This is a genomic window from Trinickia sp. LjRoot230, from assembly GCF_964253315.1.
Taxonomy (GTDB): domain Bacteria; phylum Pseudomonadota; class Gammaproteobacteria; order Burkholderiales; family Burkholderiaceae; genus Trinickia.
Window position 1 is genome coordinate 407,772 of sequence record NZ_CAXUQX020000001.1, and the last position, 25,311, is coordinate 433,082.

36 protein-coding genes and 1 tRNA gene are annotated in these 25,311 nt (G+C 61.4%); 23 read left to right on the forward strand and 14 right to left on the reverse strand.

From position 1 onward, the window contains the following. Positions 1 to 7: 7 nt before the first annotated feature. The 14 genes from hisD to tatC all read left to right on the forward strand — a co-directional run bounded on the left by hisD (position 8) and on the right by tatC (position 9,730). The gene (gene hisD, locus ACSQ20_RS01925; RefSeq protein WP_436016916.1) at positions 8 to 1,330 is read left to right on the forward strand and encodes a histidinol dehydrogenase; all 1,323 of its coding nucleotides are present in this window, start codon (positions 8 to 10) and stop codon (positions 1,328 to 1,330) included. Between the two features lie 47 nt (positions 1,331 to 1,377). After that, positions 1,378 to 2,454 carry a histidinol-phosphate transaminase gene (gene hisC / locus ACSQ20_RS01930; RefSeq protein ID WP_436016918.1) on the forward strand — a complete coding sequence of 359 codons (1,077 nt, stop codon included), beginning with the start codon at positions 1,378 to 1,380 and terminating at the stop codon, positions 2,452 to 2,454. 99 nt (positions 2,455 to 2,553) lie between these two features. Then, positions 2,554 to 3,141 carry an imidazoleglycerol-phosphate dehydratase HisB gene (hisB, locus tag ACSQ20_RS01935; RefSeq protein WP_436016920.1) on the forward strand — a complete coding sequence of 196 codons (588 nt, stop codon included), beginning with the start codon at positions 2,554 to 2,556 and terminating at the stop codon, positions 3,139 to 3,141. 80 nt (positions 3,142 to 3,221) lie between these two features. After that, positions 3,222 to 3,842 (forward strand): YchE family NAAT transporter, encoded by a 621-nt coding sequence (locus ACSQ20_RS01940; protein WP_436016922.1) that lies wholly within the window; start codon positions 3,222 to 3,224, stop codon positions 3,840 to 3,842. Further along, positions 3,839 to 4,477: an imidazole glycerol phosphate synthase subunit HisH gene (gene hisH, locus ACSQ20_RS01945; protein WP_436016924.1), complete on the forward strand. Its 639-nt coding sequence runs from the start codon at positions 3,839 to 3,841 to the stop codon at positions 4,475 to 4,477. The genes ACSQ20_RS01940 and hisH overlap by 4 nt, the downstream gene beginning before the upstream one ends. A 144-nt stretch (positions 4,478 to 4,621) precedes the next feature. Beyond that, positions 4,622 to 5,374, forward strand: coding sequence for a 1-(5-phosphoribosyl)-5-[(5-phosphoribosylamino)methylideneamino]imidazole-4-carboxamide isomerase (gene hisA / locus ACSQ20_RS01950; RefSeq protein ID WP_436016926.1), 753 nt, complete (start codon positions 4,622 to 4,624; stop codon positions 5,372 to 5,374). An 87-nt stretch (positions 5,375 to 5,461) separates the two neighbouring features. Then, on the forward strand, positions 5,462 to 6,247 hold the full coding sequence (gene hisF / locus ACSQ20_RS01955) for an imidazole glycerol phosphate synthase subunit HisF (protein WP_436016928.1): 786 nt from the start codon (positions 5,462 to 5,464) through the stop codon (positions 6,245 to 6,247). Continuing rightward, positions 6,244 to 6,651, forward strand: coding sequence for a phosphoribosyl-AMP cyclohydrolase (gene hisI, locus ACSQ20_RS01960; RefSeq protein WP_436016930.1), 408 nt, complete (start codon positions 6,244 to 6,246; stop codon positions 6,649 to 6,651). The genes hisF and hisI overlap by 4 nt, the downstream gene beginning before the upstream one ends. 17 nt (positions 6,652 to 6,668) lie before the next feature. Next, entirely contained in the window at positions 6,669 to 7,031 is a 363-nt protein-coding gene (locus tag ACSQ20_RS01965; protein WP_436016932.1) for a phosphoribosyl-ATP diphosphatase, read from the forward strand. A gap of 49 nt (positions 7,032 to 7,080) precedes the next feature. Beyond that, positions 7,081 to 7,473: a DUF4870 family protein gene (locus ACSQ20_RS01970; protein ID WP_436016934.1), complete on the forward strand. Its 393-nt coding sequence runs from the start codon at positions 7,081 to 7,083 to the stop codon at positions 7,471 to 7,473. A gap of 40 nt (positions 7,474 to 7,513) precedes the next feature. Further along, complete coding sequence (locus ACSQ20_RS01975; RefSeq protein ID WP_436016936.1) at positions 7,514 to 7,876, forward strand: histidine triad nucleotide-binding protein; 363 nt, start codon at positions 7,514 to 7,516, stop codon at positions 7,874 to 7,876. A gap of 129 nt (positions 7,877 to 8,005) precedes the next feature. Continuing rightward, entirely contained in the window at positions 8,006 to 8,251 is a 246-nt protein-coding gene (gene tatA, locus ACSQ20_RS01980) for a Sec-independent protein translocase subunit TatA (protein ID WP_436016938.1), read from the forward strand. Between the two features lie 45 nt (positions 8,252 to 8,296). Beyond that, the gene (tatB, locus tag ACSQ20_RS01985) at positions 8,297 to 8,818 is read left to right on the forward strand and encodes a Sec-independent protein translocase protein TatB (RefSeq protein ID WP_436016940.1); all 522 of its coding nucleotides are present in this window, start codon (positions 8,297 to 8,299) and stop codon (positions 8,816 to 8,818) included. Positions 8,819 to 8,896: 78 nt separating this feature from the next. Continuing rightward, positions 8,897 to 9,730: a twin-arginine translocase subunit TatC gene (gene tatC / locus ACSQ20_RS01990; RefSeq protein ID WP_436016942.1), complete on the forward strand. Its 834-nt coding sequence runs from the start codon at positions 8,897 to 8,899 to the stop codon at positions 9,728 to 9,730. Positions 9,731 to 9,783: 53 nt separating this feature from the next. Here tatC and ACSQ20_RS01995 read toward each other — a convergent pair whose 3' ends face one another. After that, complete coding sequence (locus tag ACSQ20_RS01995; RefSeq protein ID WP_436016944.1) at positions 9,784 to 10,998, reverse strand: S1C family serine protease; 1,215 nt, start codon at positions 10,996 to 10,998, stop codon at positions 9,784 to 9,786. Positions 10,999 to 11,017: 19 nt separating this feature from the next. Here ACSQ20_RS01995 and ACSQ20_RS02000 point away from each other — a divergent pair, with 19 nt between their 5' ends. From ACSQ20_RS02000 to ACSQ20_RS02030, 7 genes are all read left to right on the forward strand, one after another. After that, entirely contained in the window at positions 11,018 to 11,764 is a 747-nt protein-coding gene (locus ACSQ20_RS02000) for a Nif3-like dinuclear metal center hexameric protein (RefSeq protein ID WP_436016946.1), read from the forward strand. 227 nt (positions 11,765 to 11,991) lie between these two features. Further along, positions 11,992 to 12,615 (forward strand): ubiquinol-cytochrome c reductase iron-sulfur subunit, encoded by a 624-nt coding sequence (gene petA, locus ACSQ20_RS02005; RefSeq protein WP_436016948.1) that lies wholly within the window; start codon positions 11,992 to 11,994, stop codon positions 12,613 to 12,615. Continuing rightward, positions 12,616 to 13,995, forward strand: coding sequence for a cytochrome b (locus ACSQ20_RS02010; RefSeq protein WP_436016950.1), 1,380 nt, complete (start codon positions 12,616 to 12,618; stop codon positions 13,993 to 13,995). A 22-nt stretch (positions 13,996 to 14,017) separates the two neighbouring features. Then, positions 14,018 to 14,785, forward strand: a complete 768-nt coding sequence (locus ACSQ20_RS02015; protein ID WP_436016952.1) for a cytochrome c1 — start codon at positions 14,018 to 14,020, stop codon at positions 14,783 to 14,785. Positions 14,786 to 14,883: 98 nt separating this feature from the next. Further along, entirely contained in the window at positions 14,884 to 15,495 is a 612-nt protein-coding gene (locus ACSQ20_RS02020) for a glutathione S-transferase N-terminal domain-containing protein (protein WP_436016954.1), read from the forward strand. Between the two features lie 43 nt (positions 15,496 to 15,538). Continuing rightward, positions 15,539 to 16,045 (forward strand): ClpXP protease specificity-enhancing factor, encoded by a 507-nt coding sequence (locus ACSQ20_RS02025; RefSeq protein WP_436016956.1) that lies wholly within the window; start codon positions 15,539 to 15,541, stop codon positions 16,043 to 16,045. 19 nt (positions 16,046 to 16,064) lie between these two features. Further along, a tRNA-Thr gene (locus ACSQ20_RS02030) sits at positions 16,065 to 16,140 on the forward strand. Positions 16,141 to 16,216: 76 nt separating this feature from the next. On the opposite strand, the gene ACSQ20_RS02035 is transcribed toward ACSQ20_RS02030, so the two are convergent. From ACSQ20_RS02035 to ACSQ20_RS02090, 12 genes are all read right to left on the reverse strand, one after another. Next, positions 16,217 to 17,245 carry a tyrosine-type recombinase/integrase gene (locus ACSQ20_RS02035; protein WP_436016958.1) on the reverse strand — a complete coding sequence of 343 codons (1,029 nt, stop codon included), beginning with the start codon at positions 17,243 to 17,245 and terminating at the stop codon, positions 16,217 to 16,219. Further along, positions 17,245 to 17,634, reverse strand: a complete 390-nt coding sequence (locus ACSQ20_RS02040; protein WP_436016960.1) for a DUF4224 domain-containing protein — start codon at positions 17,632 to 17,634, stop codon at positions 17,245 to 17,247. The genes ACSQ20_RS02035 and ACSQ20_RS02040 overlap by 1 nt, the downstream gene beginning before the upstream one ends. Continuing rightward, positions 17,631 to 17,873 carry a hypothetical protein gene (locus ACSQ20_RS02045; RefSeq protein ID WP_436016962.1) on the reverse strand — a complete coding sequence of 81 codons (243 nt, stop codon included), beginning with the start codon at positions 17,871 to 17,873 and terminating at the stop codon, positions 17,631 to 17,633. Before ACSQ20_RS02045 ends, ACSQ20_RS02040 begins: the two co-directional genes overlap by 4 nt. Before the next feature lie 320 nt (positions 17,874 to 18,193). Next, complete coding sequence (locus tag ACSQ20_RS02050) at positions 18,194 to 20,986, reverse strand: toprim domain-containing protein (RefSeq protein ID WP_436016964.1); 2,793 nt, start codon at positions 20,984 to 20,986, stop codon at positions 18,194 to 18,196. Between the two features lie 2 nt (positions 20,987 to 20,988). Further along, the gene (locus ACSQ20_RS02055) at positions 20,989 to 21,255 is read right to left on the reverse strand and encodes a hypothetical protein (protein WP_436016966.1); all 267 of its coding nucleotides are present in this window, start codon (positions 21,253 to 21,255) and stop codon (positions 20,989 to 20,991) included. Positions 21,256 to 21,257: 2 nt separating this feature from the next. Next, the gene (locus ACSQ20_RS02060) at positions 21,258 to 21,410 is read right to left on the reverse strand and encodes a hypothetical protein (protein ID WP_436016968.1); all 153 of its coding nucleotides are present in this window, start codon (positions 21,408 to 21,410) and stop codon (positions 21,258 to 21,260) included. Between the two features lie 3 nt (positions 21,411 to 21,413). Then, the gene (locus tag ACSQ20_RS02065) at positions 21,414 to 21,608 is read right to left on the reverse strand and encodes a hypothetical protein (RefSeq protein ID WP_436016970.1); all 195 of its coding nucleotides are present in this window, start codon (positions 21,606 to 21,608) and stop codon (positions 21,414 to 21,416) included. Positions 21,609 to 21,652: 44 nt separating this feature from the next. Continuing rightward, positions 21,653 to 21,853 carry a hypothetical protein gene (locus ACSQ20_RS02070; protein WP_436016972.1) on the reverse strand — a complete coding sequence of 67 codons (201 nt, stop codon included), beginning with the start codon at positions 21,851 to 21,853 and terminating at the stop codon, positions 21,653 to 21,655. A gap of 6 nt (positions 21,854 to 21,859) precedes the next feature. Further along, positions 21,860 to 22,078, reverse strand: coding sequence for a hypothetical protein (locus ACSQ20_RS02075; RefSeq protein WP_436016974.1), 219 nt, complete (start codon positions 22,076 to 22,078; stop codon positions 21,860 to 21,862). Between the two features lie 85 nt (positions 22,079 to 22,163). Then, complete coding sequence (locus ACSQ20_RS02080) at positions 22,164 to 22,412, reverse strand: ogr/Delta-like zinc finger family protein (RefSeq protein ID WP_436016976.1); 249 nt, start codon at positions 22,410 to 22,412, stop codon at positions 22,164 to 22,166. Next, a complete protein-coding gene (locus tag ACSQ20_RS02085) occupies positions 22,400 to 22,699 on the reverse strand; it encodes a DNA-binding protein (RefSeq protein WP_436016978.1) in 300 nt (99 codons plus the stop codon). The genes ACSQ20_RS02080 and ACSQ20_RS02085 overlap by 13 nt, the downstream gene beginning before the upstream one ends. A 3-nt stretch (positions 22,700 to 22,702) precedes the next feature. Next, positions 22,703 to 22,939 (reverse strand): hypothetical protein, encoded by a 237-nt coding sequence (locus tag ACSQ20_RS02090; RefSeq protein WP_436016980.1) that lies wholly within the window; start codon positions 22,937 to 22,939, stop codon positions 22,703 to 22,705. A gap of 83 nt (positions 22,940 to 23,022) precedes the next feature. On the opposite strand from ACSQ20_RS02090, the gene ACSQ20_RS02095 reads away from it, so the two are divergent. Together ACSQ20_RS02095 and ACSQ20_RS02100 are read left to right on the forward strand one after the other, a co-directional pair. Further along, a complete protein-coding gene (locus ACSQ20_RS02095; RefSeq protein WP_436016982.1) occupies positions 23,023 to 23,457 on the forward strand; it encodes a helix-turn-helix domain-containing protein in 435 nt (144 codons plus the stop codon). Positions 23,458 to 23,510: 53 nt separating this feature from the next. Next, positions 23,511 to 24,236, forward strand: a complete 726-nt coding sequence (locus tag ACSQ20_RS02100) for an alpha/beta hydrolase (protein WP_436016984.1) — start codon at positions 23,511 to 23,513, stop codon at positions 24,234 to 24,236. A 239-nt stretch (positions 24,237 to 24,475) separates the two neighbouring features. Here ACSQ20_RS02100 and ACSQ20_RS02105 read toward each other — a convergent pair whose 3' ends face one another. Further along, the gene (locus tag ACSQ20_RS02105; protein WP_436016986.1) at positions 24,476 to 25,093 is read right to left on the reverse strand and encodes a hypothetical protein; all 618 of its coding nucleotides are present in this window, start codon (positions 25,091 to 25,093) and stop codon (positions 24,476 to 24,478) included. Positions 25,094 to 25,311 lie beyond the last annotated feature (218 nt).

Consider the following 25,311-nt stretch of genomic DNA (forward strand, 5'->3'; position numbering starts at 1 on the left):
TACCCGTATGTCTTTGAAGATTCGCAAACTCGATTCGAGCGCCACCGATTTTGGCCCGGCGCTTGCGTCGGTGCTCGCCTTCGAGGCGAGTGAGGATGAAGCCATCGAACGCTCGGTCGGGCAGATTCTTGCCGACGTGAAAGCGCGTGGCGACGCGGCCGTGCTCGAATACACGAACCGCTTCGACCGGCTCGACGCGCCCAGCGTCGCGGCGCTCGAGTTGCCGCAGACGGCGCTGGAGGCCGCATTGGACAGCCTTCAGCCGAAGCAGCGCGCGGCGCTTGAGGCGGCCGCCGCGCGCGTGCGGGCGTATCACGAGAAGCAGAAGCTCGAATGCGGCAGCCATAGCTGGCAGTACACGGAAGCGGACGGCACAGTGCTCGGCCAGAAGGTCACGCCGCTCGATCGCGCCGGCATTTACGTGCCGGGCGGCAAAGCGGCCTATCCGTCGTCGGTGCTGATGAATGCTATTCCAGCGCGTGTGGCCGGCGTGCGCGAGATTGTGATGGTCGTGCCGACGCCCGACGGCGTACAAAACCCGCTCGTTTTGGCCGCGGCGCTATTGGGCGGCGCCGATCGCGTCTTCACGATCGGCGGCGCGCAGGCCATCGGCGCGCTCGCTTACGGTACGGCGACGGTGCCGGCCGTCGACAAGATCTGCGGGCCCGGCAACGCCTATGTCGCGTCGGCCAAGCGCCGCGTGTTCGGCACAGTCGGCATCGACATGATTGCCGGGCCGTCCGAAATCCTCATACTGTGCGATGGCACGACCGACCCGCGCTGGATCGCGATGGACCTCTTCTCCCAGGCGGAACACGACGAGCTCGCGCAATCGATCCTGCTGTGCCCGGACGATGCGTTCATCACGCGCGTCGAGGGCGCAATCGCTGAGCTGCTGCCGACGATGCCGCGCCGCGAGGTCATTCAGCGCTCGCTCGAAGGGCGCGGTGCGCTGGTGAAAGTGCGCGATATGGCTGAGGCGTGCTCGATCGCAAACCAGATCGCGCCCGAGCATATCGAGATCTCGGCGCTTGACGCGCAGCAATGGGCGAATGAAATCCGCCATGCGGGCGCGATCTTCATCGGCCGCTACACGAGCGAAAGTCTGGGCGATTACTGCGCCGGGCCGAACCACGTGCTGCCCACTTCGCGCACCGCGCGTTTTTCGTCGCCGCTTGGCGTGTACGACTTTTTTAAACGTTCGAGCGTGATCGAAGTGAGCGGGGAGGGGGCGCAGACGCTTGGCGAGATCGCGGCGGAGCTGGCCTACGGTGAAGGGCTGCCCGCGCACGCGAAGAGCGCCGAGTACCGCATGAAGCAAACCGGCTGAGCCGAACGCCAACGAGCGCCAACGAACGCAATGCCTGCAACCCAACCATGACCCGACCACAAGACATCATTCGCGCCGACGTATTGGCGATGACGAGCTACCCGGTGCCCGACGCGACCGGCTTCGTGAAGCTCGACGCGATGGAAAATCCGTTCACGCTGCCAGAGCCGCTGGCCACGCAGTTGGGCGAGCACCTCGCGGGCGTTGCGCTGAACCGCTATCCGGCGCCGCGGCCGGCGGCGCTGATCGACAAGATCAAGCGGGTCATGGGTGTGCCCGAGCACTGCGGCGTGCTGCTTGGCAACGGTTCGGACGAAATCATCAGCATGATCGCCATGGCTTGCGCGAAGCCGGGGGCGAAGCTGCTGGCGCCGGTGCCGGGATTCGTCATGTACCAGATGTCGGCCAAATTCGCCAAGCTTGAATTTATCGGCGTGCCGCACCGGCCCGATTTCACGCTCGATACCGAAGCGGTCATTGCTGCCATCGCCGAGCACGAGCCGGCTGTGATCTACCTCTCGTATCCCAACAATCCGACGGGGACGCTGTACCTCGATGCCGATATCGAGCGGATCATCACTGCGGCCGGCGAGCGCCACGGCCTTGTCGTAATCGACGAGGCTTACCAACCGTTCGCGCAGCGCAGCTGGCTGCCGCGCGTGCGTGAATTCGACAATGTCGTCGTGATGCGCACGGTGTCGAAGCTCGGGTTGGCGGGCATTCGGCTCGGCTACCTCGTCGGCGACGCGGCCTGGCTCGACGAACTCGACAAGGTCCGCCCGCCTTATAACGTGAACGTGCTGACGCAGGCGGCAGCCGAATTTATGCTCGATCACGTCGATGTGCTCGAGGCCCAAGCGGCTTTGCTGCGCGGCGAGCGCGCGAAGCTGGCCGCAGCGGTTGCCGCGATGCCCGGTGCGACGGTATTTCCGAGCGCGGGCAACTTTTTGCTCGTGCGCGTGCCCGATGCGGATGCCGTCTTCGAGACGCTGTGCACGGCGCGTGTGTTGATCAAGAACGTGTCGCGGGTCCATCCGCTGCTGGACAATTGCGTGCGCTTGACCGTCGGCACAGCTGAGGAAAATGCGCAGTTGCTGGCGGCATTGGCGCTCGTGCTGAAATAGCGGGCTGGCGCTTTGCGCCAACGCGGCGGAGGTTTTCGTCGAAAACGCAGGTAAAATGCCCCCATCCCTGTTTTTATCCTGCTCGATTCGAGGTTTTACATGCGCGTTGCGCAAGTCGTTCGCAATACCAGCGAAACGCAGATCCGCGTGAAGATCAATCTGGACGGCACCGGCGAACAAAAGCTCGCTACCGGGGTGCCGTTTCTCGACCACATGCTCGATCAGATCGCCCGTCATGGCCTGATCGATCTCGAGATCGAGGCGCATGGCGACTTGCACATCGACGATCACCATACCGTCGAAGATACCGGCATCACGCTGGGCATGGCTTTTGCCCAGGCGCTCGGCGATAAAAAGGGCATTCGCCGCTACGGTCATGCCTACGTGCCGCTCGATGAAGCGCTTTCACGCGTGGTGGTCGATTTTTCGGGCCGGCCGCTGCTGGAAATGAACGTGCCGTTCACGCGGGCGCGCATCGGCACGTTCGATGTCGATCTGGCCGGCGAATTCTTTCGCGGCTTCGTGAATCACGCGAAGATCACGCTGCACATCGACAATCTGCGCGGCGCGAATGCGCATCATCAGATGGAAACGGTCTTCAAGGCATTTGGTCGTGCGGTGCGCATGGCCGTGGAGCTGGACGAACGCGCGGCGGGGCAGATTCCGTCGACCAAGGGCAGTCTCTGAGGTTTCGATAAGGCTCGCCACGGCTCGCGAGCGACCCACGAACGGGCATGACTTGAGCGGCGTACGCGCCGCGCACATCGATGGACCTCCTGAAATCGTTTATTTCGCTGCTGGCGCTGATCAACCCGGTCGGCGCCGTGCCGTTCTTCCTGAGCCTGACGTCGGACAATTCCGATGCGGAGCGGCGGCGCACGATCCGCATTGCTTCGATCTCGGTGTTTTGCGTGATCGCCGTGACGACCCTGCTTGGCCAGCAGATCATCAGTTTTTTCGGTATTTCGGTCGGCTCCCTTGAAGTGGGCGGCGGCATCATCATGTTGCTGATGGCGATCAACATGCTTAACGCGCAAATCGGCAACGCACGTGCGACGCCGGAAGAGCGCAACGAGGCCGAATCGAAGAACAGCATCGCGGTGGTGCCGCTTGCGATTCCGTTGCTGACGGGGCCGGGCTCGATCAGCACGGTGATCGTCTATGCGGCGGGCGCTCATCACTGGTACGACCGCCTCGGTTTGGTCGCCATCGGTGCTGTGCTCGCCGTCATCTGCTTCGGTGCATTGCGGCTGGCCGAGCCGATTGCACGCTGGGTCGGGCAAACCGGCATCAACGTCGGCACGCGGTTGATGGGCTTGATGTTGTCAGCGCTGGCGGTGGAGTTCATCGTCGACGGATTGAAGGCGTTACTGCCTAATTTGCGATGAAAAAGATTGCGATTGTCGATTACGGGATGGGCAACCTGCGCTCGGTGCAGCAGGCGCTGAGGAAGGCGGCTCCGGAGGCGGATGTGGCGATCGTCGCGCTTGCCGGGGGCATTCGCGCGGCCGATCGCATCGTGCTGCCGGGCCAGGGCGCGATGCCTGATTGCATGCGCGGCCTGCGCGAGTCGGGTTTGCTTGATTCAGTGCTCGAAGCGGCGCGGACCAAGCCGATGATGGGCGTGTGCGTGGGCGAGCAGATGCTGTTCGACTGGAGTGCCGAAGGCGACACGAACGGGCTTGGGCTGATGCCGGGCAAGGTTGTGCGTTTCGCGCTCGAAGGCCGGCTGCAAGACGACGGTTCGCGCTTCAAAGTGCCGCAAATGGGTTGGAACCGTGTACGGCAGGTCAGACCGCACCCGCTGTTCGAGGGCGTGGCCGACAACAGCTTTTTTTATTTCGTGCACAGCTACTATGTGGTTCCGGACAATCCGGCCCATAGTGTGGGCGAAACCGATTACGGCGCGGTGTTTACGTCGGCCGTTGCGCGGGAGAACCTCTTTGCCACGCAGTTTCACCCCGAAAAAAGCGCCGAAACGGGGCTTCGGGTCTACCGTAACTTCGTTTATTGGAACCCATGATTTTCGCGCGTTTTTGCGCCCGTTTGGCGCTTGGCGTGTTGAAAGACTGTACTAAACTACCGAAACGGCCCGGCCCCCCTGACGCTTGACGGGCCGGGCGCGTGCCGACGACGTCCAACCCATTCCAGATTTCACTCGATAGCTATGCTGCTGATTCCCGCCATCGACCTCAAGGACGGTCAGTGTGTGCGCCTCAAACAAGGCGATATGGACCAGGCGACGATCTTTTCCGAAGATCCCGCCGCGATGGCCCGTCACTGGGTCGATCGGGGCGCGAGGCGGCTGCATCTCGTCGACTTGAACGGCGCATTCGCCGGCAAGCCGAAAAACGAGGAAGCCATCCGCTCGATCATCGAAGAAGTCGCCGGCGAAATCCCCGTCCAGTTGGGCGGAGGCATTCGCGACCTCGAAACGATCGAACGCTATCTCGACGAAGGGCTGTCCTACGTCATCATCGGCACAGCCGCGGTGAAGAACCCCGGCTTCTTGCAGGACGCCTGCACGGCCTTCGGCGGTCATATCATCGTGGGGCTCGACGCCCGCGACGGCAAGGTCGCCACGGACGGATGGAGCAAGCTGACGGGCCACGAAGTCGTCGATCTGGCCCAGAAGTTCGAGGATTACGGCTGCGAATCGATCATCTATACCGATATCGGCCGTGACGGCATGCTGCAAGGAGTCAACATCGACGCCACGGTGCGCTTGGCCCGAGCCGTGAAGATTCCGGTCATTGCGAGCGGCGGGCTCTCGAACCTTGCCGATATCGACGCGTTGTGCGAGGTCGAGGACGAAGGTATCGAAGGCGTGATTTGCGGGCGTGCGATTTATTCGGGCGATCTCGATTTCGCTGCTGCGCAAACGCGTGCTGATACGTCGCGCGAGTCGGACGACGCATAAAACGGCCGCACGGCACGCCACGCATGTAGATGGCACGACGCTGCCTGCGTTCGCGCGGGCGGTCCTATCAGCAGCACTTGAACCATCATGGCTCTAGCTAAACGCATCATTCCCTGTCTTGACGTCACCGCCGGTCGCGTCGTGAAGGGGGTCAATTTCGTCGAATTACGCGACGCCGGCGACCCGGTTGAAATCGCGCGCCGTTATGACGCGCAGGGCGCAGACGAACTGACCTTTCTCGACATCACCGCGACGTCCGACGGGCGCGATCTGATTTTGCCGATCATCGAGGCCGTCGCTTCGCAGGTTTTTATTCCGCTGACGGTCGGCGGCGGCGTGCGCGCTGTCGAAGATGTGCGGCGGCTGCTTAACGCGGGGGCTGATAAGGTCGGCATGAACTCGTCGGCTGTCGCGAACCCGCAACTGGTGCGCGATGCCGCTGCGAGATACGGCTCGCAATGCATTGTCGTGGCAATCGATGCGAAGCGCGTAGCGGCCGCAGGCGGCGCGAACGACGCGCCGCGCTGGGAAGTCTTCACGCACGGTGGCCGCAAGGGCACCGGGCTCGACGCCGTTCAATGGGCGCGTCAAATGGCCGAATTCGGTGCGGGCGAGATTTTGCTGACGAGCATGGACCGCGACGGCACGAAAAGCGGCTTTGACCTGGCGCTCACACGCGCCGTGTCGGACGCGGTGCCGGTGCCGGTGATCGCCTCGGGCGGGGTGGGTTCGCTGCAGGATCTGGCGGACGGCATCGTGCAAGGGCGCGCCGACGCGGTGCTGGCCGCGAGCATTTTCCACTATGGCGAGCATACGGTCGGCGAGGCGAAGCGCTTTATGGCCGGGCAAGGCATCTCTGTGAGACTGACATGACGACCCCTGACAAACCGTGGCTCGACAAGGTGCAATGGGACGTCAATGGCCTGGTGCCCGTCATCGCGCAGGAAGTGGCGACGAACGACGTGCTGATGTTCGCCTGGATGAACCGCGAGGCCCTTGCCAAGACGATCGAGACAGGCCGCGCCGTGTACTTCTCGCGCTCGCGCCAACGCTTATGGTTCAAGGGCGAGGAGTCGGGTCACGTTCAACGTGTGCATGAAGTGCGGCTCGATTGCGACGAAGATGTCGTCCTGCTGAAAGTCGAGCAGGTTTCGGGCATCGCCTGCCATACGGGCCGCCATTCGTGCTTTTTCCAAAAATTCGAAGGCACGGCCGACGAAGGCGACTGGATCGCTGTCGACCCGGTGCTGAAAGACCCCGATCAGATCTACCGATAATGCAGCCCACCTCACCGATGCCATCGACCGAAGACACGCTAATGCGGCTTGCCGCCGTCATCGATAGCCGCAAGGGCGGCGATCCGGAAAGCTCGTATGTAGCGCGCCTGTTTCATCGCGGCGACGACGCCGTGCTGAAGAAAATCGGCGAAGAAGCCACGGAAGTGGTCCTCGCCGCAAAAGACGTCCGTCAGGGCGGCGCGCGTGTTGCACTGGTGGGCGAAGTGGCCGATCTGTGGTTTCACTGCCTCGTCATGCTGTCGCATTTCGATTTGAGCCCCGCTGATGTTGTCGCCGAACTCGAGCGGCGGGAAGGGCTGTCGGGCATTGAAGAAAAGGCGCTTAGAAAGCGCCGCGAGCGCGAAGAAAACGGCGGCTGACGAAGCCCGCCCCCGCCAGAGCTTCACTGGCGAACCGAGGAGAGCCAAGATGGAAGACCCGCAAGGCGAACGTGCCCCGGCACCTTATCCGGTGACGATTGACGTCGACCGCGAACGCAATCTTCGTACGCTGACGCACGTGCTCTATGCGCTTTATGCGCTGCACTGGTTCACGGGCGGTATAACTGGGCTGATCGCGATCATCATCGACTACGTCAAACGCCCCGATGCGGCCGGCACGCCCTACGCCGCTCACTTCGAGTGGCAGATTCGCACGTTCTGGATTGCGTTGGCCGGCTATATCATCGGTGGCATGCTGATCGTCGCGATAATCGGTTTTCCGATTCTTGCTGCGGTATCGATTTGGATGCTTTACCGTATCGTCAAGGGCTGGCTGTATCTTTACGACAATAAACCGCTGGCGTCGCGCGCGTGGTTCTGACACCGCCGCTTGTCAGTGTCGCGTAGTAACCGGGAAGACCATGAGTCACGAAAATTGTCTTTTCTGCAAGATCGCCGCGGGCGAGATCCCGAGCACGAAAGTCCATGAAGACGACGAGTTCGTCGCGTTCAAGGACATTCGTCCCGCGGCCGAAACGCACGTTCTCGTCATTCCGAGAAAACATATCGATACGCTCTCGCATTGCACCGAAAGCGATGCCCCGCTGCTTGGTAGAATGATGGTTCTGGTGTCGCGCTTGGCCGCCGAACTCGGCTGCGCTTACACGGGCGGCGAAACGGGCTTTCGAGCGGTGATCAATACGGGGCCGGGTGGCGGGCAAGAGGTGTATCACCTGCACGCTCACCTGCTGGCGGGGCCGCGGCCGTGGCTGCGCATGGGGTAAGAAGAAGCGGGGGGCGGGGTTGATGCGGCGGCGCCTATGCGGGGCATATGCGCGCTGGTTGCGGCTGCGAGGCCGGTATCGTTGGGCCGGATATGATTGCCATGTCGCGGCGGGGTTTGGGAGACTTTCATGGGTTCGTTGAGTATTTGGCACTGGCTGATCGTGCTGCTGATCGTGGCGCTCGTTTTCGGCACGAAGAAGCTGCGCAACATCGGCGGCGACCTGGGCAGCGCGGTAAAGGGTTTTAAGGAAGGGATGAAGGAAAGCGACGAGCCGGCGGCACCTGCGGCCGGCAGTGAGCGGCGCGAGCTGCCCAATTCCGGCGCCGTCGATGTCGACGCCAAGGAAAAAGTCCGTTCGAGCGACTACCGCTGATGCCGGGCGCCACGCTGCCAGCGTTCCCCGGATAGCGCCAACGCGATGCTTGACCTCGGTCTGACCAAAATGGCTTTGATCGGCGTGGTTGCGCTGGTCGTGCTCGGCCCAGAGCGGCTGCCGCGCGTGGCGCGCACGGCCGGGGCCCTGTTCGGCCGTGCCCAGCGCTACATCAACGATGTCAAAGCCCAAGTCACGCGCGAAATCGAATTGGAAGAGCTGCGCCGCGTGAAGACTGAATTCCAATCGGCGGCGCGCAACGTGGAAAATACGATTCACGAGAATGTCCGTCGCCATGAGGCTGAGCTGAACGAGGCTTGGCAACTCGGCACAAATGTGTCTCCGAGTATCGCCGGCGGGGCGGCGTCAGGCGATTCAGACGGTACGGCTGCGGCACGCGGCGCAGCGCTGTCCGTTGCCAAGCGGCGCAGCTGGCGAGCGAAGCGGCTTGCAACACCCGTCTGGTACAAGCGGGCCAACGGGTTGCGCACGCATGTGCAATCGGGCGCGGCGCGCGTTGCGCGCCATACGCCGCCGAGCCTGCGCACGCCCAGACGTTTTCTCTGACCGAATGGGCATCCTCCTGACGTTTTCCGTCTTTCCTCAAGCGATGCCGTACGCGTCGAACTTCCAACGAGGGCCGGTGTGAGCGACCCCAACCCGAACCAAAATCAGCATCAGGATCAGCATCCCAACCCGAATGCAGACGAGGACGAAGGCACACAAGAGACCTTCATCTCGCATCTCGTCGAGTTGCGCGACCGGATCATCCGGGCCGGCATTGCCGTCGTCGTGATTTTCGTCTCCCTCGTCTACTGGGCGCCTGACATTTTCCGGTTGCTGGCGCGGCCGTTGATGCAGAACCTGCCGGCCGGCGGCAAGATGATCGTCACCGATGTCACTGGCTCGTTTTTTGTGCCGATGAAAGTGACGATGCTCGTGGCATTCGTGATTGCGCTGCCCGTGGTGCTTTACCAAGTCTGGGCGTTCGTGGCGCCCGGGCTTTATCAGCACGAGAAGCGGCTCGTCGCGCCGCTCGTCGGCAGCAGCTACGCGCTGTTCTTATGCGGCATGGCGTTCGCTTACTTCGTCGTGTTCCCGACGTTGTTTCGCGTCATGGCGCACTACAACGCGCCGCTCGGCGCGGAGATGACCACCGATATCGACAACTATCTCAGCTTCGTGCTGACGATGTTTCTCGCATTCGGGGTGACGTTCGAAGTGCCTATCGTGGTTGTGCTGCTCGTGCGCATGGGCGTGCTGACGATCAAGAAGCTGCGGGATATCCGGCCATATGTGATCGTCGGCGCCTTCGTGGTGGCGGCGGTTGTCACGCCGCCCGACGTGTTCTCGCAACTGATCCTGGCCGTGCCGCTGATCGTGCTGTACGAAGCGGGCATCGTCGCCGCACGCCTGATTGTCGGCAAGGACCGGTCCGCAGCGGACGGCGACGGCGAGAGCGAAAGCGCGGCGAGCTAGTTATGCAGGCAACGACGCGGGCACGCGGCACGCCGCACGCCACACCGCCAGCCTCATTCGTCCTGTTGCTGCCCTTCGTCGCCGTTGCCCTGCTTCGGCGGTGGCGGGCGTTTGCCGATCATCACGTCGAGCTCCATTTGCTTGCTCTTGCGCATCAGCCGGACTTTGGCGTCGCTGCCGGGCTTGATTTGCGCGATGACGTTCAAAAGCCGCGTCGTATCGGTGATTTCCTGGCCGTTCACATCGAGCAGGACGTCGCCGGGCTTGATTCCGGCCTTATCCGCGGGGCCGCCTTGCAGCACGCCCGCTACGATCGTGCCCTTTTGTTCGAGCCCGAACGATTCGGCGATGGCCGGCGTGACGTCCTGGGGCTCGACCCCGATCCAGCCCCGGGTGACCGTGCCGGTGGTGATAATGCTCTCCAACACGCTTTTAGCGGTGGAGACCGGGATGGCGAAGCCGATGCCGAGCGAGCCGCCTGAGCGTGAGTAGATCGCCGTGTTGATGCCGAGCAGGTTGCCTTGCGCGTCGACAAGCGCGCCGCCCGAATTGCCCGGGTTGATCGGCGCATCGGTCTGAATGAAGTTCTCGAACGTATTGATGCCGAGGTGGTTGCGCCCGAGTGCGCTGATGATGCCCATCGTGACCGTCTGGCCGACGCCGAACGGGTTGCCGATCGCCAGTACCACGTCGCCGACGCGGGCCTCCTCGGTGCGCCCGAGCGTGATGATGGGCAGGCTCGTCATGTTGATTTTGAGCACCGCGAGATCCGTTTCCGGGTCGACCCCGACCACCTTTGCCGTGGTCCGGCGGCCATCGGCCAGCGCGATCTCGATCTGATCCGCGCCGTCCACTACGTGCTGGTTCGTTAGAATGTAGCCTTCCGAGCTGACGATTACGCCGGAACCCAGATTCGTCGCGGGTTCGTCCTGCTGCTGTTGTTGTTTGCCGCCTTTGGGGTTGCCGAAGAAGTAACGAAACAGCGGGTCGTTGGCCTGCGGATTCGGTGGCAGCGATCCACCCTTGCCTGAAAACACGTTGACCACGGCCGGCATGGCTTTTTGGGCTGCCTCGGCGTAGGAGGTGGCGGGTGTGGCTGAACCCGCGCCAGGCGCGACTTGGCGCAGCGCGACGATCGGCGAAGCGAGTTGCTTGCCGAATTGCCCCTGGCGCTGCAGCCATTGGGGCTTGAGCGTCACCACGATGAATATCAGCGCGAGCAGCACCGTCACCGCTTGGGCAAAGAACAGCCAAAAGCGTCTAAGCATTTGAAGAATCGAGGTTTCTATGGATCGGATCGAACTTGAATTGTACTTGAACGACATGCTCGATACGGCCCGCTTCAAGGACTACTGCCCTAATGGGCTGCAAGTCGAAGGGCGCCGCCGCATCGACAAGCTTGCCACCGGCGTGACCGCCTCGCTTGCATTTGTCGAAGCGGCGCTCGAATGGGGGGCGGATGCCATGCTTGTACACCATGGCTACTTTTGGCGAAACGAAATGCCGCAGATCACCGGGCGCAAATTTAGGCGGTTGCGCACGATTATCGCCAACGACATGAATCTTTTCGCCTACCATCTGCCTCTCGATGCGCACCCTGACTACGGCAATAACGCGCAATTGGGTGCGCGCATGGGATGGATCGGCGATGCGCACTTCGGCGCCGACGACCTGGGTTGGTTGGCCACATTGCCGATGCCGATCACGCTGGCGCATTTCGTTGCGCAAGTCGAGCAGACGCTCGGGCGCGCGCCGCTCGTGCTTGGCGACCCCGATCGGGAGTTGCGGCGCATCGGGTGGTGCACGGGCGCGGCGCAAAGCTACTTTGAAGCGGCTATCGACGCCGGGGCCGATGTCTTTTTGACCGGTGAGATTTCGGAGCAGACGACGCACATCGCCGCCGAAAGCGGGGTTGCATTTCTCGCGGCGGGGCACCATGCGACCGAGCGCTTCGGTGCGCAGGCGCTGGGGGCCCACCTGTCGGAGCAGTTCGACTTAGAACACCTCTTTATCGACATCGATAATCCGGTTTGATATCGGGTTTTTTATTGCGTTGCAATAAAAAGTCTGAATACACGAAACGCTTAAAGAAGTGCGAATCAATTCGGAAATCAACCGGTTGTTGCCGGGAAAACCCTTATCGATCAAGCGGTTTGCACGGATTTTGTCGGACGGCTCTTGTAAATGCCGACTCCATTCCCGCAAACTAGCGGCGGTGGCAAAAAGCGTGACGGAAATCCAACTCAGAAGTGGGGCGTGTAATGCGAGATAAAGAAGAGGAAGGCGTCGTCGACAGTCGCCGCCGTACGTGGCTGATCACGACGTCTGTAGCAGGCGGCATTGGAGGTGTTGCCGCTGTCATACCGTTTGCGAGCTCTTTAGCACCATCCGAAAAAGCCAAGGCCGCCGGTGCGCCGGTCGAGGTCGATATCAGCGAACTGAAGCCGGGCGAGATGAAGACCGTTGCTTGGCGCGGCAAGCCCGTGTGGATTCTCAATCGTACTCCCGACATGCTCCAGGACGTCGCGAAGGCCGACAACGAAGTCGCCGATCCGCGCACAAAAAACCCGTTCACGATGGCGGATCCGTCGTACTGCGAGAACGAATACCGTTCGCGCGCGGATCACAAGAACATTCTGGTCGTTTTGGCGGTATGCACGCACCTGGGTTGCTCGCCGACGCCGCGGTTCACTCCGGGCCTGCAGCCGAACCTTCCCGCCGATTGGCCCGGCGGCTTCCTGTGCCCCTGTCACGGTTCGACCTACGACTTGGCCGGCCGGGTCTTCAAGAACAAGCCCGCTCCGCAGAACCTTGATGTTCCCCCCTACATGTTCACGTCGGCGACCACGCTCGTGATCGGCAAGGACGAAAAAGGAGAAGCGTAAATGGCGATGGAAAAAGACGTGGGGACGACCGGGTTGACCGGCTGGATCGATCGGCGCTTCCCGATGACGTCGACATGGAAGGCCCATCTGTCCGAGTATTACGCACCGAAGAATTTCAATTTTTGGTACTTCTTCGGCTCGCTTGCGTTGCTCGTGCTTGTCAATCAGATCGTCACCGGCATCTTCCTGACGATGAATTACAAGGCCGACTCGACGCTCGCGTTTGCGTCGGTCGAATACATCATGCGCGAGGTGCCGTGGGGCTGGCTGATTCGCTACATGCACTCGACCGGTGCGTCGATGTTTTTTGTCGTCGTCTATCTGCACATGTTCCGCGGGCTGCTGTATGGCTCGTATCGCAAGCCGCGCGAATTGGTGTGGCTCTTTGGCTGCGGCATTTTTCTGTGCCTGATGGCCGAAGCGTTCTTCGGTTATCTGTTGCCGTGGGGGCAAATGTCTTATTGGGGCGCGCAGGTCATCGTGAATCTGTTCTCGGCGATTCCGTTCGTCGGCCCCGATTTATCGCTGTGGATTCGCGGCGATTACGTTGTCTCCGACGTCACGTTGAACCGGTTCTTCGCGTTTCATGTGATTGCGATTCCGCTCGTGCTGATTGGTCTCGTGTTCGTGCATATCGTGGCACTGCATGAAGTGGGCTCGAACAATCCTGACGGCATCGAGATCAAGGCGAAGAAGGGTCCGGATGGGCGTCCGCTCGATGGCATTCCGTTCCACCCGTATTATTCGGTGCACGACTTTATGGGCGTGTGCGTGTTCTTGATCGTGTTCGCCGCGATTATTTTCTTCGCACCCGAGATGGGCGGATATTTTCTCGAGCAGAACAACTTCGTGCCCGCGAATTCGCTGCAAACGCCGCCCGAAATCGCACCGGTGTGGTACTTCACCGCGTTTTACGCGATGCTGCGTGCGACCACCGACCCGTTCAAGATCGTGTTGATGATCGTGATCGCGTTGCTCGGGCTGCTTGCGCTAATTCGTGCGCGCGGCAAGTGGCGTATCGGGCTGCCGGTGCTTGCTGTGCTGGTTATCGTCGCGATGTATCTGACGCAGTCGAAATTCTGGGGCGTCGTCGTGATGGGCTCAGCGGTGATTTCGCTGTGCTTTCTGCCCTGGCTCGACCGTAGCCCTGTGAAGTCGATCCGTTACCGGCCGCTGTTCCACAAGGTGTTTTACGGGATATTCGTGCTGGCGTTTCTGACGCTCAGCTACCTGGGGACGAAGCCGCCGTCGCCGGCGGCAACGTTGATTGCACAAGTCTGCGCATTGGTTTACTTCGCGTTCTTCCTCGGCATGCCGTTTTGGACGGCGCGCGGCACGTTCAAAACGCCGCCCGAGCGCGTACGGTACAAGCCCCATTAATCGCGAGCGAGGATAAGACGATATGAAAACATTGCTTTCGAAGCTCGCGCGTGCGGGCGCGGTGGCGCTTGCGCTGTCCGTTGCGATGGCCGCGGCGCCCGCGTCGGCGCAGGAGGAGGGCCGGCTCGATCGTGCGCCGGATAACACGGAGAGTCTCGCGTCGTTACAGCATGGTGCACAATTGTTTGTAAACTATTGCTTGAGTTGTCACTCGGCGAGCCTCGTGCGGTATAGCGCGTTGACGCAGCTTGGCCTTTCGCAAAAGCAGATCGAGCAGAATTTGCTGTTCGCGAACGATAAAATCGGCAGCACGATGACGGTTGCGATGCGTCCCGAAGATGCGAAGACGTGGTTTGGGGTAACGCCGCCCGATCTGTCGGTTGAAGTGCGTGCGCGCGGCCGGGACTGGCTTTATACGTATCTGCGCAGCTTTTATCGCGACGAAACGCGGCCGACCGGATGGAACAATATGGTGTTCCCGAACGTTGGCATGCCGCATGTGCTGTGGCAATTGCAGGGCGTGCAGACGGCCAAGTTCGAAGATGACGTGAACGCCGAGACCGGGGAGAAAGAGCATCGTTTCGCTGGCTTCGAGGAGGCAAAACCGGGGACGATGTCCCGGGTAGATTATGATTCTGCCGTGGCCGACCTTGTCGCCTACATGACTTGGATGTCCGAGCCCACGCAGCATGCACGCCGGCAACTCGGTGTATGGGTGCTGCTGTTCCTGGGTGTACTGACGTTTTTTGCCTGGCGGCTGAACGCGGCGTACTGGAAGGACGTTAAATAACCACGCCCGTGATGGTGTGAGGGCCGGCGCAACGAGGAGCTCGCTTCGGCGGGCTTTTCGGCGTGCTGGCCATTCAGCTTTTTGAGGAAACTTTAGACATGATGGTTCTGTATTCCGGCACAACTTGCCCGTTTTCCCAGCGATGCCGGCTGGTGCTGTTCGAAAAGGGCATGGATTTCGAGATCCGTGACGTCGACCTCTTCAACAAGCCGGAAGATATCGCGGTGATGAACCCGTACGGGCAGGTGCCGATTCTGGTCGAGCGCGACCTGATTCTGTACGAGTCGAACATCATCAACGAGTACATCGACGAGCGTTTTCCGCATCCGCAGTTGATGCCGGCTGACCCGGTGCAGCGCGCGCGCGCGCGGCTGTTCCTGCTCAACTTCGAGAAGGAATTGTTTCTGCATGTCGGCACGCTCGAGAACGAGAAGGGCAAGGCAGCCGAGAAGAATCACGAGAAAGCGCGTTTGGCGATTCGCGACCGCTTGACGCAGCTCGCGCCGATTTTTCTGAAAAACAAGTACATGTTGGGCGAAGAGTTTTCGATGCTCGACGTGGCGATTGCACCGTTGCTGTGGCGTCTGGATCATTACGGCATCGAGCTTTCGAAGAATGCTGCGCCGTTGATGAAGTATGCCGAGCGGATTTTCAGCCGGCCGGCCTACATCGAGGCGCTGACGCCGTCGGAGAAGGTGATGCGCCGCTGATGCGGTTGGGCGTTTTGGGCGCGTTTGCGAATGAGGATAGTCGATGCAAGAAATTCCGACGAAACCGTATCTGTTGCGCGCGCTTTACGAGTGGTGCACGGATAACGGGTATACGCCGCATGTCGCTGTTCGGGTCGACAGCCAGACACGTGTGCCGCGCCAGTTCGTGCATAACGACGAGATCGTTCTGAACATCAGCTTTGAGGCGACGAGCCAATTGCAGATGGGCAACGAATGGATCGAGTTCAGCGCGCGGTTTTCGGGCAAGGCGCACAAGATCGAAGTGCAGGTGGCAAATGTGCTGGCAATCTATGCGCGCGAGAACGGGCAGGGTATGGCGTTTCCGGTTGAGTCCGCGGTGGGCGGGGCGGGGGGCGCTGTGCCTGAGTTGGCCGATAGGCCCGGGGAAGTGCGCAGTAGTGAGTTGGCCGAAGACGCTGCTCCGTCTCCCGCGTCGGAAGTGTCAGACGCCGGGCATGACCCGTCGTCAGATGACGACGACGGCGGGTCGAAGGGCGGCGGCAAAGGGCACCTCAAGATCGTGAAATGAAGTAGAATCTCGCGTTCTTGCCGGCTTAGCTCATCTGGTAGAGCAGTTGATTTGTAATCATCAGGTGGCGGGTTCGAGTCCTGCAGCCGGCACCAATATCCACGGGCCTTTGCGGCCTGTTTCAGCGAAGGCCCGACGTTTCCAATCGGGCCTTCGCGTTTCCAAAACTCATCAGCGCGATGGTTTCACCGGCCGCGAGCCCCGGGCATAGTGAGCGGTCATTCCGGGGCCGCTGTGTCCGGCAAGGCGCTGTCCTGCTTCGAGTCCTTCGTCGATCACCTTGTGGGTAACGCCCCGCGCGCGAAGGTCCCGAAACTGGAATTGTGCCTTCTGGATACCAGCTTTCTCACGCGCCTTGTCGAATCGTGACCGAAGCTGTCCTTTCGTGAGCGGGTAGCCTTCTTCGTCGCGCAGTAGATACGGCGACACGTCAACCTTTGCCCCCCGCCACATGAGCAGACGGTCGATCAGCGCTTTCAACTCGCCGGTGATTTCGATCACAACATAGGCGCCAGTCTTGCCAGTCCGAAAAACGAGGTTCTGCTTGACGATGTTCGTGCGTTTCACGCCGAGCACGTCCGACGGGCGTTGAGCCGTGAGGTCGGCGAGTTCCATCGCATTCCGCAATGGTTCATCGGCAACAGCATAGACTTGGGCGTACAACTCGTCGTCGATCAACACGTCCTTCCTGCCGCGCTCCTTTTTGCCTCGTACGCCGGAGCAAGGGTTGGCAATCGCCATCATGCCCCACAGCCGGGCGCAGTTCATGGCAAGGGAGAGGACCGCTTTTGTCCGGTTCGCCGTCACGACACCGCGTTTTTCCGCCGTGGCCTGCCAGATATTCGACACGTCGGCCGGCGTCAGTTTGTCGAGCTCGCGATCACCGATGACCGACGTAAGGCGTGTGAGGATCAGATCGTAGAGGCGACGAGTAGCCGGCGCCTTTTGCGGCAATTCCCTCCGCCGGTATTCGCGATCAAGCGTTGCGAACGTATGGCGCGCTACGTCAGACGCCGGCAGTCGCTTCCCCTCTAGCTCCGCCCACCGCTGGAGCGCAACTACGCGGTCAGTGCCGAGCGGCTCAAGAACGCGACGCCCTTCGAATACCCCGTGGTCGTAGTAGTAGCGAAGGGTACCGTCAGCATTCTTCCGTGAACGGAAGCGCGGCACCGCGCCGGCTGTCTGCGCTCTGCGTCCCATTACACGGCCCCCAAGTTCAACGGCGCGGGCGCGCGCGTCGGGGTGAATCGGGAGGTCTTTGGTTCTGTGATGCCCATCTGTTTATCGTGATAAGCGCGCGCCACAAGGACACGGCCGTGCACGTCGACGACGTGCGGCCAGCCTTGCTTCGCGAGCCAGAGGATTTGACGCGAGCGGATAGGTGTTCCGGTGAGTTCGCGCAGCTCGAGACGGCCCAGGTACATGTTGCCGCGGTCAAATTCCGTACTGCGGCCGGCGTATTTTTGCATAGCGATTTTCATCACGAAAGGGAGGCACATGCAGCGCAACGCATGGAATGATGGTTTGAACTTGTAATGCTTATAACCATTTGATTTTGAAGTGTTTGTTGTGTCATTAATTGCCATCATTCCCACCTGGCAACCCCCGATAACTCATGGCCTAAAAAATAGGCAGCGTCCGCGACTGATGGCAAAACGGACGTGACTCGTGGCATGGCGTTCCTGCTGATTTCTTGTCCTCCCTCGCTTTCTTTCTTCTTCTTTTTCAATGAAGTAGAGAGAGGAATGAATCGGGCGACGGCGGCCGGCGCGGAAATCGGCCTCATGGCAAAAGCGGCGTGACTCGTGGCAAATTCACGGCGTTTCATGGAGGTGGTCCTCTCAACAATCAATGACTTAGGAGCGGACCCGGGTGAAAACCACGAGTTATCCGCGCTGCCTGTCTGCCCCCTGCGGCAGAAACCGCCGGCGCGGCCCCGCTCCCTCCCGGCTTGAGCTGTTCCTCGGCCGTTTCGACTCGCGGGGGGAGCGGGGGGAAGCGGGCAGCACGGCGGCGGCGGAACGACGCGCGCCGGCTGCTGCGCGCATTGGCGCACGCCCCACAAACTTGAATTTAGGGTCGCTGAGCGGCTGGAACGGACGAGGAAAGGGATGCGGCCGCGTGGCTGCCGCAGAAGCGGAGCGCGCGTCATGCGGCTCGCCCTTGCCGTGCATCGGTGGCCAAGTCCTCGCGCACCGACACGTGCAGCCCAAACTCCGCTAGGCGCTGCAGCGATATCGGCGTGAGGTACGGCACGCGCCGCGTGTAAATGCGCCGCTCGACCTCCTTCTCGCCGACAATGACGCCGGCGTGCTTGAGTTGGTTCTTGAACACGCGGTCGGACTTGACGGGCAGGGCGTTCCATTTGTCGCGCAGCGCGCTCGTGTGCGCGATGTGGTCCATCACGTGGCCCGTGCGTAGCAATAGGGAGAACTCGCCGTCGACGACATCGAACGTGTACGGATGCTTGTAGTTGCCGCCGTCGATTTCCGAGAGGACGGTTTCCATGATCCAGACCCAAGGCTCGCGATCGGCGCTTGTTTCGGCGATGTGGCTGTTCATTTCGGTGAGCAGATCGCGCGGGAAGTCGCCCTCGCTCGGGTCCATGCCGGCGAACTCGCATAGGTAGCGCCAAGCGAGCGCGACGGCGGCGTAATTGCCCGCCATACGCTTCGCACCATCGTCCTCGCCGCTCGCTCGGCAATTGGCCAGCGCCTGGTTGAGTAGTGCCGCGTACTGGTCGAGCACCGCACGCTTGTTCATGCTGGCAAGGAATTCGAGCCACTGCCGAACGGGGAAGCGAGGCAGCTCGGCGGGCAAGAGCGGGCCGCGCTTTCCGGTCAGCGTGGTGCGCACGAGTTTGCCGAGCAGGCTGCGCACGGGCACGTCCTCGCCGGCCAGCATGACGGGCGCGCACAACAGGTATTCCGTCATGTCGGTGCCGCGGCGTGTCACCGTGTACTGGTAGTTCTCTTGCAGCAGCCCGACAGCCTTGTCGATAACGTCTTGCCGGCGCGCGGACAGCTCTTCCCATCCGACCGGGTGGCTTGTATGGCTGACGCTCGTCAGCAGCCGGAACTCAGTCTGCAGCGATTGCCCGGAGAACATCGTGAATGCAAGCGAGCGCTCGAGGCGCTTGATGAGCGTCGATTTGCCAGCGCCTTTATTGGCCTGGATCGTGATGTGTGGCCAGAAGCCGAGCAGGGCCTTGAGGTGCCCGCCGAGCGCCCATACCAACGGGATCGTCGCGGCGTTCTGTTTAAACGTGGTTTGGTAGGCGGTGATGACGCGACGCGCATCGCTGACCGGCCCGCTCGGAAAAGATAAGTTGTGATACGGGCACTGCTTCTCGGCTTCTGTGAAATAGCAGTCCGGGCCTTCGTTGACGATCAGTCGGCCGTCGCGCCATGCGAGCCCGACGAAATTCGCTGCTTGGCGTGCGCCGAGGTCGGCGCCGCGCTCGAGGATGTTGACCATTCGCTTGAACGGTGCCGGCGTCCAGATCGGCCCGAACTTGCCCCACTGGTCGACGTTATGGAGCTGGTCGTCGAGCATCACGCGGCGGATGAGTTGTCCGCCGTGGCGTGGTGCCTGTACGGACACGGCGAAGTAGACGGTCGGCGCTTGGTCCGAGTCGCCGGTCATGGTCGACGTCGCGCTTGCAACCGATACACGGCTGATACTGGCGATGCGGAAGCCGCACAGATCCGCCATGGCGGGCGTCTCGATGCCGGTTTCGTCGTTGCGGTCCATTTTCGTGATGTGGCTCGTGAAGTCGGGCCGAACGCGGAATCGCCAGTACTGTGCGAAGTCATGCGACGGCAGGTAGATGCGTGGCCGACCGCGGCGCGTGGTGTCGCCAGCCATCCCGGCGATGAGCCACGGCTCGAGCTGTTCGAGCGCGTGCGCCAGCCCGGTGGGGCCGCGCAGTTGCAGGTAGTCGTTCACGTCGTTAATTGGCTTGCGGGTCGTTTCGCCGTCCGCCAGATCGGCGAGCCATTCAGACTGGTCGACGAGCATGGCGCTGATGTTGAGGCCCGTGAGCCGTTCGTACAGCGCCCATGCGGCTTCCGGGCCCGGGCGATGGCCAGCGCGGCGATGGCCGTCCGGAAACGGCTCGTCGTTGTCCATGCAGATCACGACTTGCTTGCCGCGCAGAGGCGTGAAATCGACGGCATCGACGTTGGCGAGGCCGCGTAGAGCGAGCGCGGCCGTGCTTGGCATCGCGCACGTGTCGACCGACAGCGCATTGATCGCGCTCTCGACGATGTAGACGCGGTGGGCCTTGTCGAGCCGACGCATGTCGGCCGTCCAGCAGTAGCCCGCCTTGTCGCCTTGCGATTGGGTTTTGACGCCGCCGTTAAGCGCCGGATCGAGGTAACGCATATCGACGCCGACGACCCGGCCGTCGCCAGGTGCACGCACGATGAACGTGGCGGCCGGCCCGCCGTGGCCGACTTCGCCGGCGGCAACTTTAGGGCTCGTCCACGTGTTGAAGCCGAGCGAGCGCGTGGCAATTGCCGTGTCGATCGCCGCTGCCGAAATGCCGCGGCCGGCGAGGTACTCGCGCACTTGATCGCGCTCCGCGAGGCATCGATCGGCGATGTACTCGACGGTCGATTTCTCGCGCCGCTCGGCCGGTGCCGGCCGGTCGAACGCGATGCCGTAGGTCTCGTGCAGGTAGCGCACGGCGTCCGCGACGGTGCCGCCGCGCGCGTGCATCACCAAGTCGACGCACGAGCCGCCGACGTTGGCGCTGTGGTCGCGCCAGCCGGTGCCGTGCTTTGGATGGTCGACATAGATCGACAGGGATGGGCTCTTGTCCTCATGCTGCGGGGAGCGATAGAGCGCCTTGTCGCCGCCGCGGCCGCGCTTGAGGCCCAGGCGGTCGGCGAGGTCGTGCAAATCGATGCGTTGTTTCAGTTCGTCGATCGTAGCCATCGTTACGCGTGTTGTTCAGGTTGCCGCAGGGGTTTCTCGGTCGGATTGCCGTGCGTCGACGGGCTGAATACGACGGCGTTGAGCGCGTCTGCCGATTGCGGAAAGGCGAGGGCGAGCCGGTCGCTTAGAGCGGCCACGAACAGGCCAAGCGTGCACTGGCGTTGCAGGCTGCCCGGCCGGTTGTCGAAGTGGAGCGCGCCAGCGGCTGCTGCGATGGCGGCCCGAAGCGCGGCGTCGTGAGGCGAAGCAAAAGCGCGGTCATATGCCATGTTCACCACTCCCCCGCTATACCGCCGAGGCCCTGTAGCAGGCTGGATATCTCCATTTTCATGAGCACGCACGCCCATGTCCCTTGCGTCAGGTTTCTAAGCTCATCGATCATTTCGAGCATGAACTGACGGCGCATGTTTTCAATCGATTGCATATGTCACCCCCGAGCAGGAACCGACCAGGTCAATGCGGCAACCAGTGCGATGAGCGCGCCGAAGCCAACGGCGAGCGACAGCAACGGCCCGAATTGCAGTTGAAATCGGCGCATGGCGCCTGCCGCCGTGAACGTCAGGCCGGCAAATGAGAAAGAGAGCATCAGCAATATGCCGATGCCGAAAACGTAGGCTTTCATGAACGTGTTCCTTATCAATGCGCCGGTGCCCGGCGCAGGTTCGGCTATTCGCCGAAGCGACTTGCGATGTGATGCTCGGCCTTGCTTCGCGCGCTCCGGGTGTTGTCGCGTGCCTGCATGGCACGGGCGGCGCTTTCGACGACGCGACGCACCGCCTCGTGCTTCATCGAGGAATCGAAGTCGCCTCGCATGCGAAGGCGTTTCCACGCGGCGCGGAGTTCAGAATCGGTAAGGGGCTCGCGCATTCCGATTCAATGAAGGAGCGTGAGAACGGGGGCGAGCGCTGGCATGCCGGCGTCCCAATCCCACCGCGCGGCGAGGACGTAGCCCAGCCGCCGAGCGGTGCCGATGAACACGAACGGATCGATATCGGCGTTCCAGAGCACGCGCAGGTATTCGCAGCGTTTTTCGATCGGCAAGGAGGCGGGATCGAACGGAAGCATGAGTGGCGCGCAAGCGGTAGTTGCCATGCAGTTCTCCTTTCTTTGGGCAAAAAAAGCCCCTCGCGCCGCGTAGGCACGATGCGAGGGGAAACGAGGGATTCGGGTTAGGGCGCTATACCGGCAGTTCGAGCTGCTGCGCGAGGCGTTCGCGCACGTGCTGCGAGAACGGCAAGCTCAGCGACAGGTTCGGGGTCGCAGACGGTGACAGCGTCCGTGCGAACTCCATGTTGACGACGTAGGTGTGGCCGCACTCAGGGTTGTTGCACTGGTACGTGACTTCCCGAAACGTCAGCGACATTTCGCGGCTGCTGCGCGCGATCGCGCGTGCGCGGCAATGCGGGCAGCGGTTCAGGATTCGCATGAAAAGCTCCCTTCGGGACGGCATTCGCCGTAGCCGCGGCGTGCGCATTCGCAGTGCATGCCGACTTCGCCGAGCGTGGCGACGGCATCGAGGTATCTGCGTGTGACGAGTACGAAGCCAATGCAGGCGACAAGTATGTCGATCTTGTCGATAACGACTCCTTGCCCGCCGCTCAGGAAGCGGCTGACCTGGGAATCGTCCCAACCGAGCGCGGCCTGGACGTCGTGGCGTTTGGGGCCGTGCAGCGCTTGACGCAGCGCCGGCTCGATAAGGGCAGGGGTGCGCATGGCTCAACACCTCCCAGGCAGATTTGAGTGCAGTTGTATTGCGCTAGCGCTAACCTTCACTCTGTATCGCTCGATGCCTTCGAGATAGATCAGACGCGCGACGCTGGACGTCGAGCGATTCTGTGAGGCGGACAGTTCTTCGAGTGCATGGCGTTCGTCCGGCATGAGTCGCATATAGACTGGCTTGCTGGACAAAACGCCTTGCGGCGAGCGTTTGACGGGCGCTTTCCTCAGGGACATGGCGATATACTTCCTGTCATTAACCTTGCACAACGCAAATAATACACACCGTTCGGTGTGTATGCAACGTAAAAACACACCGAATGAATACGATTGGCGACCGCTTGCGCGAGCAGCGCAAGCGCACTGCTTTGTCTCAACGGGCCTTCGCGGAGAACGGCGGGGTAACGGAAAAAACTCAGGTGTTGTATGAGAAGGGCGAGCGCGCACCGGACGCTGAGTACTTGGCGCGCGTCGCGGCGCTCGGCGTCGACCTTCTTTATGTCCTGACTGGAGAGCGCAACACGTCGTCGCTGTCGGCCGACGAAGTAGACTTGGTCCGCCGATACCGCGACGCTCCCGATGCGGTGCGGGCTGCGGCGCTGGCGGCATTGGCCGCCGGTACTGCGCCAGCCAAATACAAGCAGGATTTCAGCGGCGCCAATATCGGTCAGCAGGTTAGCGGCGATGTGAAGGGGCCATTCACGATCGACATGAGAGGTTCACGCAAGAAGCGCGGAGACGCGCCGAAGGACTAGCGCTGGAGAGAGCGCAAGAGCGGCAGGGCCAGCCGCGGGAGAAAAACAAATCAATGAATCAGAAGTTTGAGGGAGAGGTCGGGCAAGTAGCCGGCCGCGACGTTAAAGCCAACAGCGCACAAGCCAACGTCAATATTCACGTCAACAGCGGCATGGACCCGAACGCGGAAGGACTGCGGTACATCAGCGAACGCCAGCGCGCCGCCATTGCTCGCCGGGTTTTTCTACTGCAGGAAAAGACCGGTGTCGAGCGGCTGATCGTGTACCGTCGCTTGATGACCGTGTTCAGTTTTCAAAGCATGGATGAGATGCCTCATGACCTGTATAAGGGTGTCACTCGGTATCTGGACACATGGATCAGGGATGGGACGACGGAGCGGACTCGATCAACTCCGACGCAACGCGAAGCCAAAACGCAGGGCGATGCTCGGCAGCCAAACGTTTCGGTGCCGATGGATTGTCCGCCTTCGGATGCAGCTACTTCTACTGTTGTGCAGCCAGCGAGTCCGTCTGCGCTGAGTCCCGAAAAGGGAGCCTTCTCGATAGAAAAGCTCTCGATGGTAATAGGGGCGATCACGGCTGGCGCAGTGCTGTATATCGCCACGAGCGGTCAACTCGGCATAGCAGCGCAGGCCGAGACGCCCAAACCTCCGCCGCATTGCGAATACGACGGTAGTCGGTACAGCGTTGGCAGCGTGGTTCGTCAGGACGGCATAAGGCAACGGTGCGAGGAAACGGCGGAGCATGCCGGCAGGTGGAATTCGCTCGCTTTGCGGTAGCACTCAACGTTATCCATTCAACACAAAGATTGACGGCCGCCGGAATATTGGGGCTCGCCTGCACGTGCGTCGATCGCGGACACAGGGAAGACAATGACATTCGCTACAAGGCCGCTTGCGCAGCGGGCGGCCCCGATCGACCTGAGCGGTCAGTCACGGTTCCGGAAGGTGGCCGTTCAACGTTAGACAGAAGCATCAGTAATGTTCAGCGCCGCTTCACACCTGATTGCAAGATAGGCCTATTGTCGACGCGCTAGCCGGTCTTGAATGTCTTGCTCCGCGGCAAGCTCCGCGAGCAGATGGCCTCCTCGATTTGCCACGTGCCCTTGAAGAATGAATCGAAAGCGGAGGCCGTATCCGCATAGACGATCATTGGCTTGCGTGATCGCTAAAAAATCTTGAGTTCGATAGACATACACGTCGCAGCGGTCGAGTTCGTGCACCGTCGTGCGTGGATCTACGAGTAGCAGCGCGTCTGGCAGATTAGGGCTGTCCCCCCACGTCCAGTGAGCAAGCTTATTTCTGTCCTTTTCGTTCGTCTTCACAATTGCGAGGATCGCCCGGAGTACAGAGAGTTCGGCGACGCGATCCTTTAGCACCGAGGCCGCCGCGGCAGCAATTGCGGCGGACTTCGCGGCCTGCCCTTCGAGAGAGAGGAACACTTCGGTAGCTAGCGCGTTATGGCCACCAAAAAGCTCCACAAAGAGCCCGAGCATGAAGCTTTCCACGTTTGACCAGGAAGCGACCGCCTCGATGGCTAGTACAGCTAGGTCCGGGTGTCTTGCGAGCGGGCGATCGCCAGCATTACCAATTACGATGCTGGCGTCTGGCGCGACGCGCGAGAGCGGCTGAGGCATGTCGACCCCTAACAGTTATTCAAAGGTTGTCGAGATTATGTGCGCAGGCGTCTAAATCGTTCGGGATGAAAGGTCTGATGATCGATTTTCGACGATTTAGGCGATCATGTCGAACGGCTGCTTATGGCCATACCCCGGCCGACGATGCCGTCTCGACGGTCGGGGCCGAGGGGAAGGTGCAGCCAGACCCTTCTGTGCCGCTCCGCGACGGCGCGCCG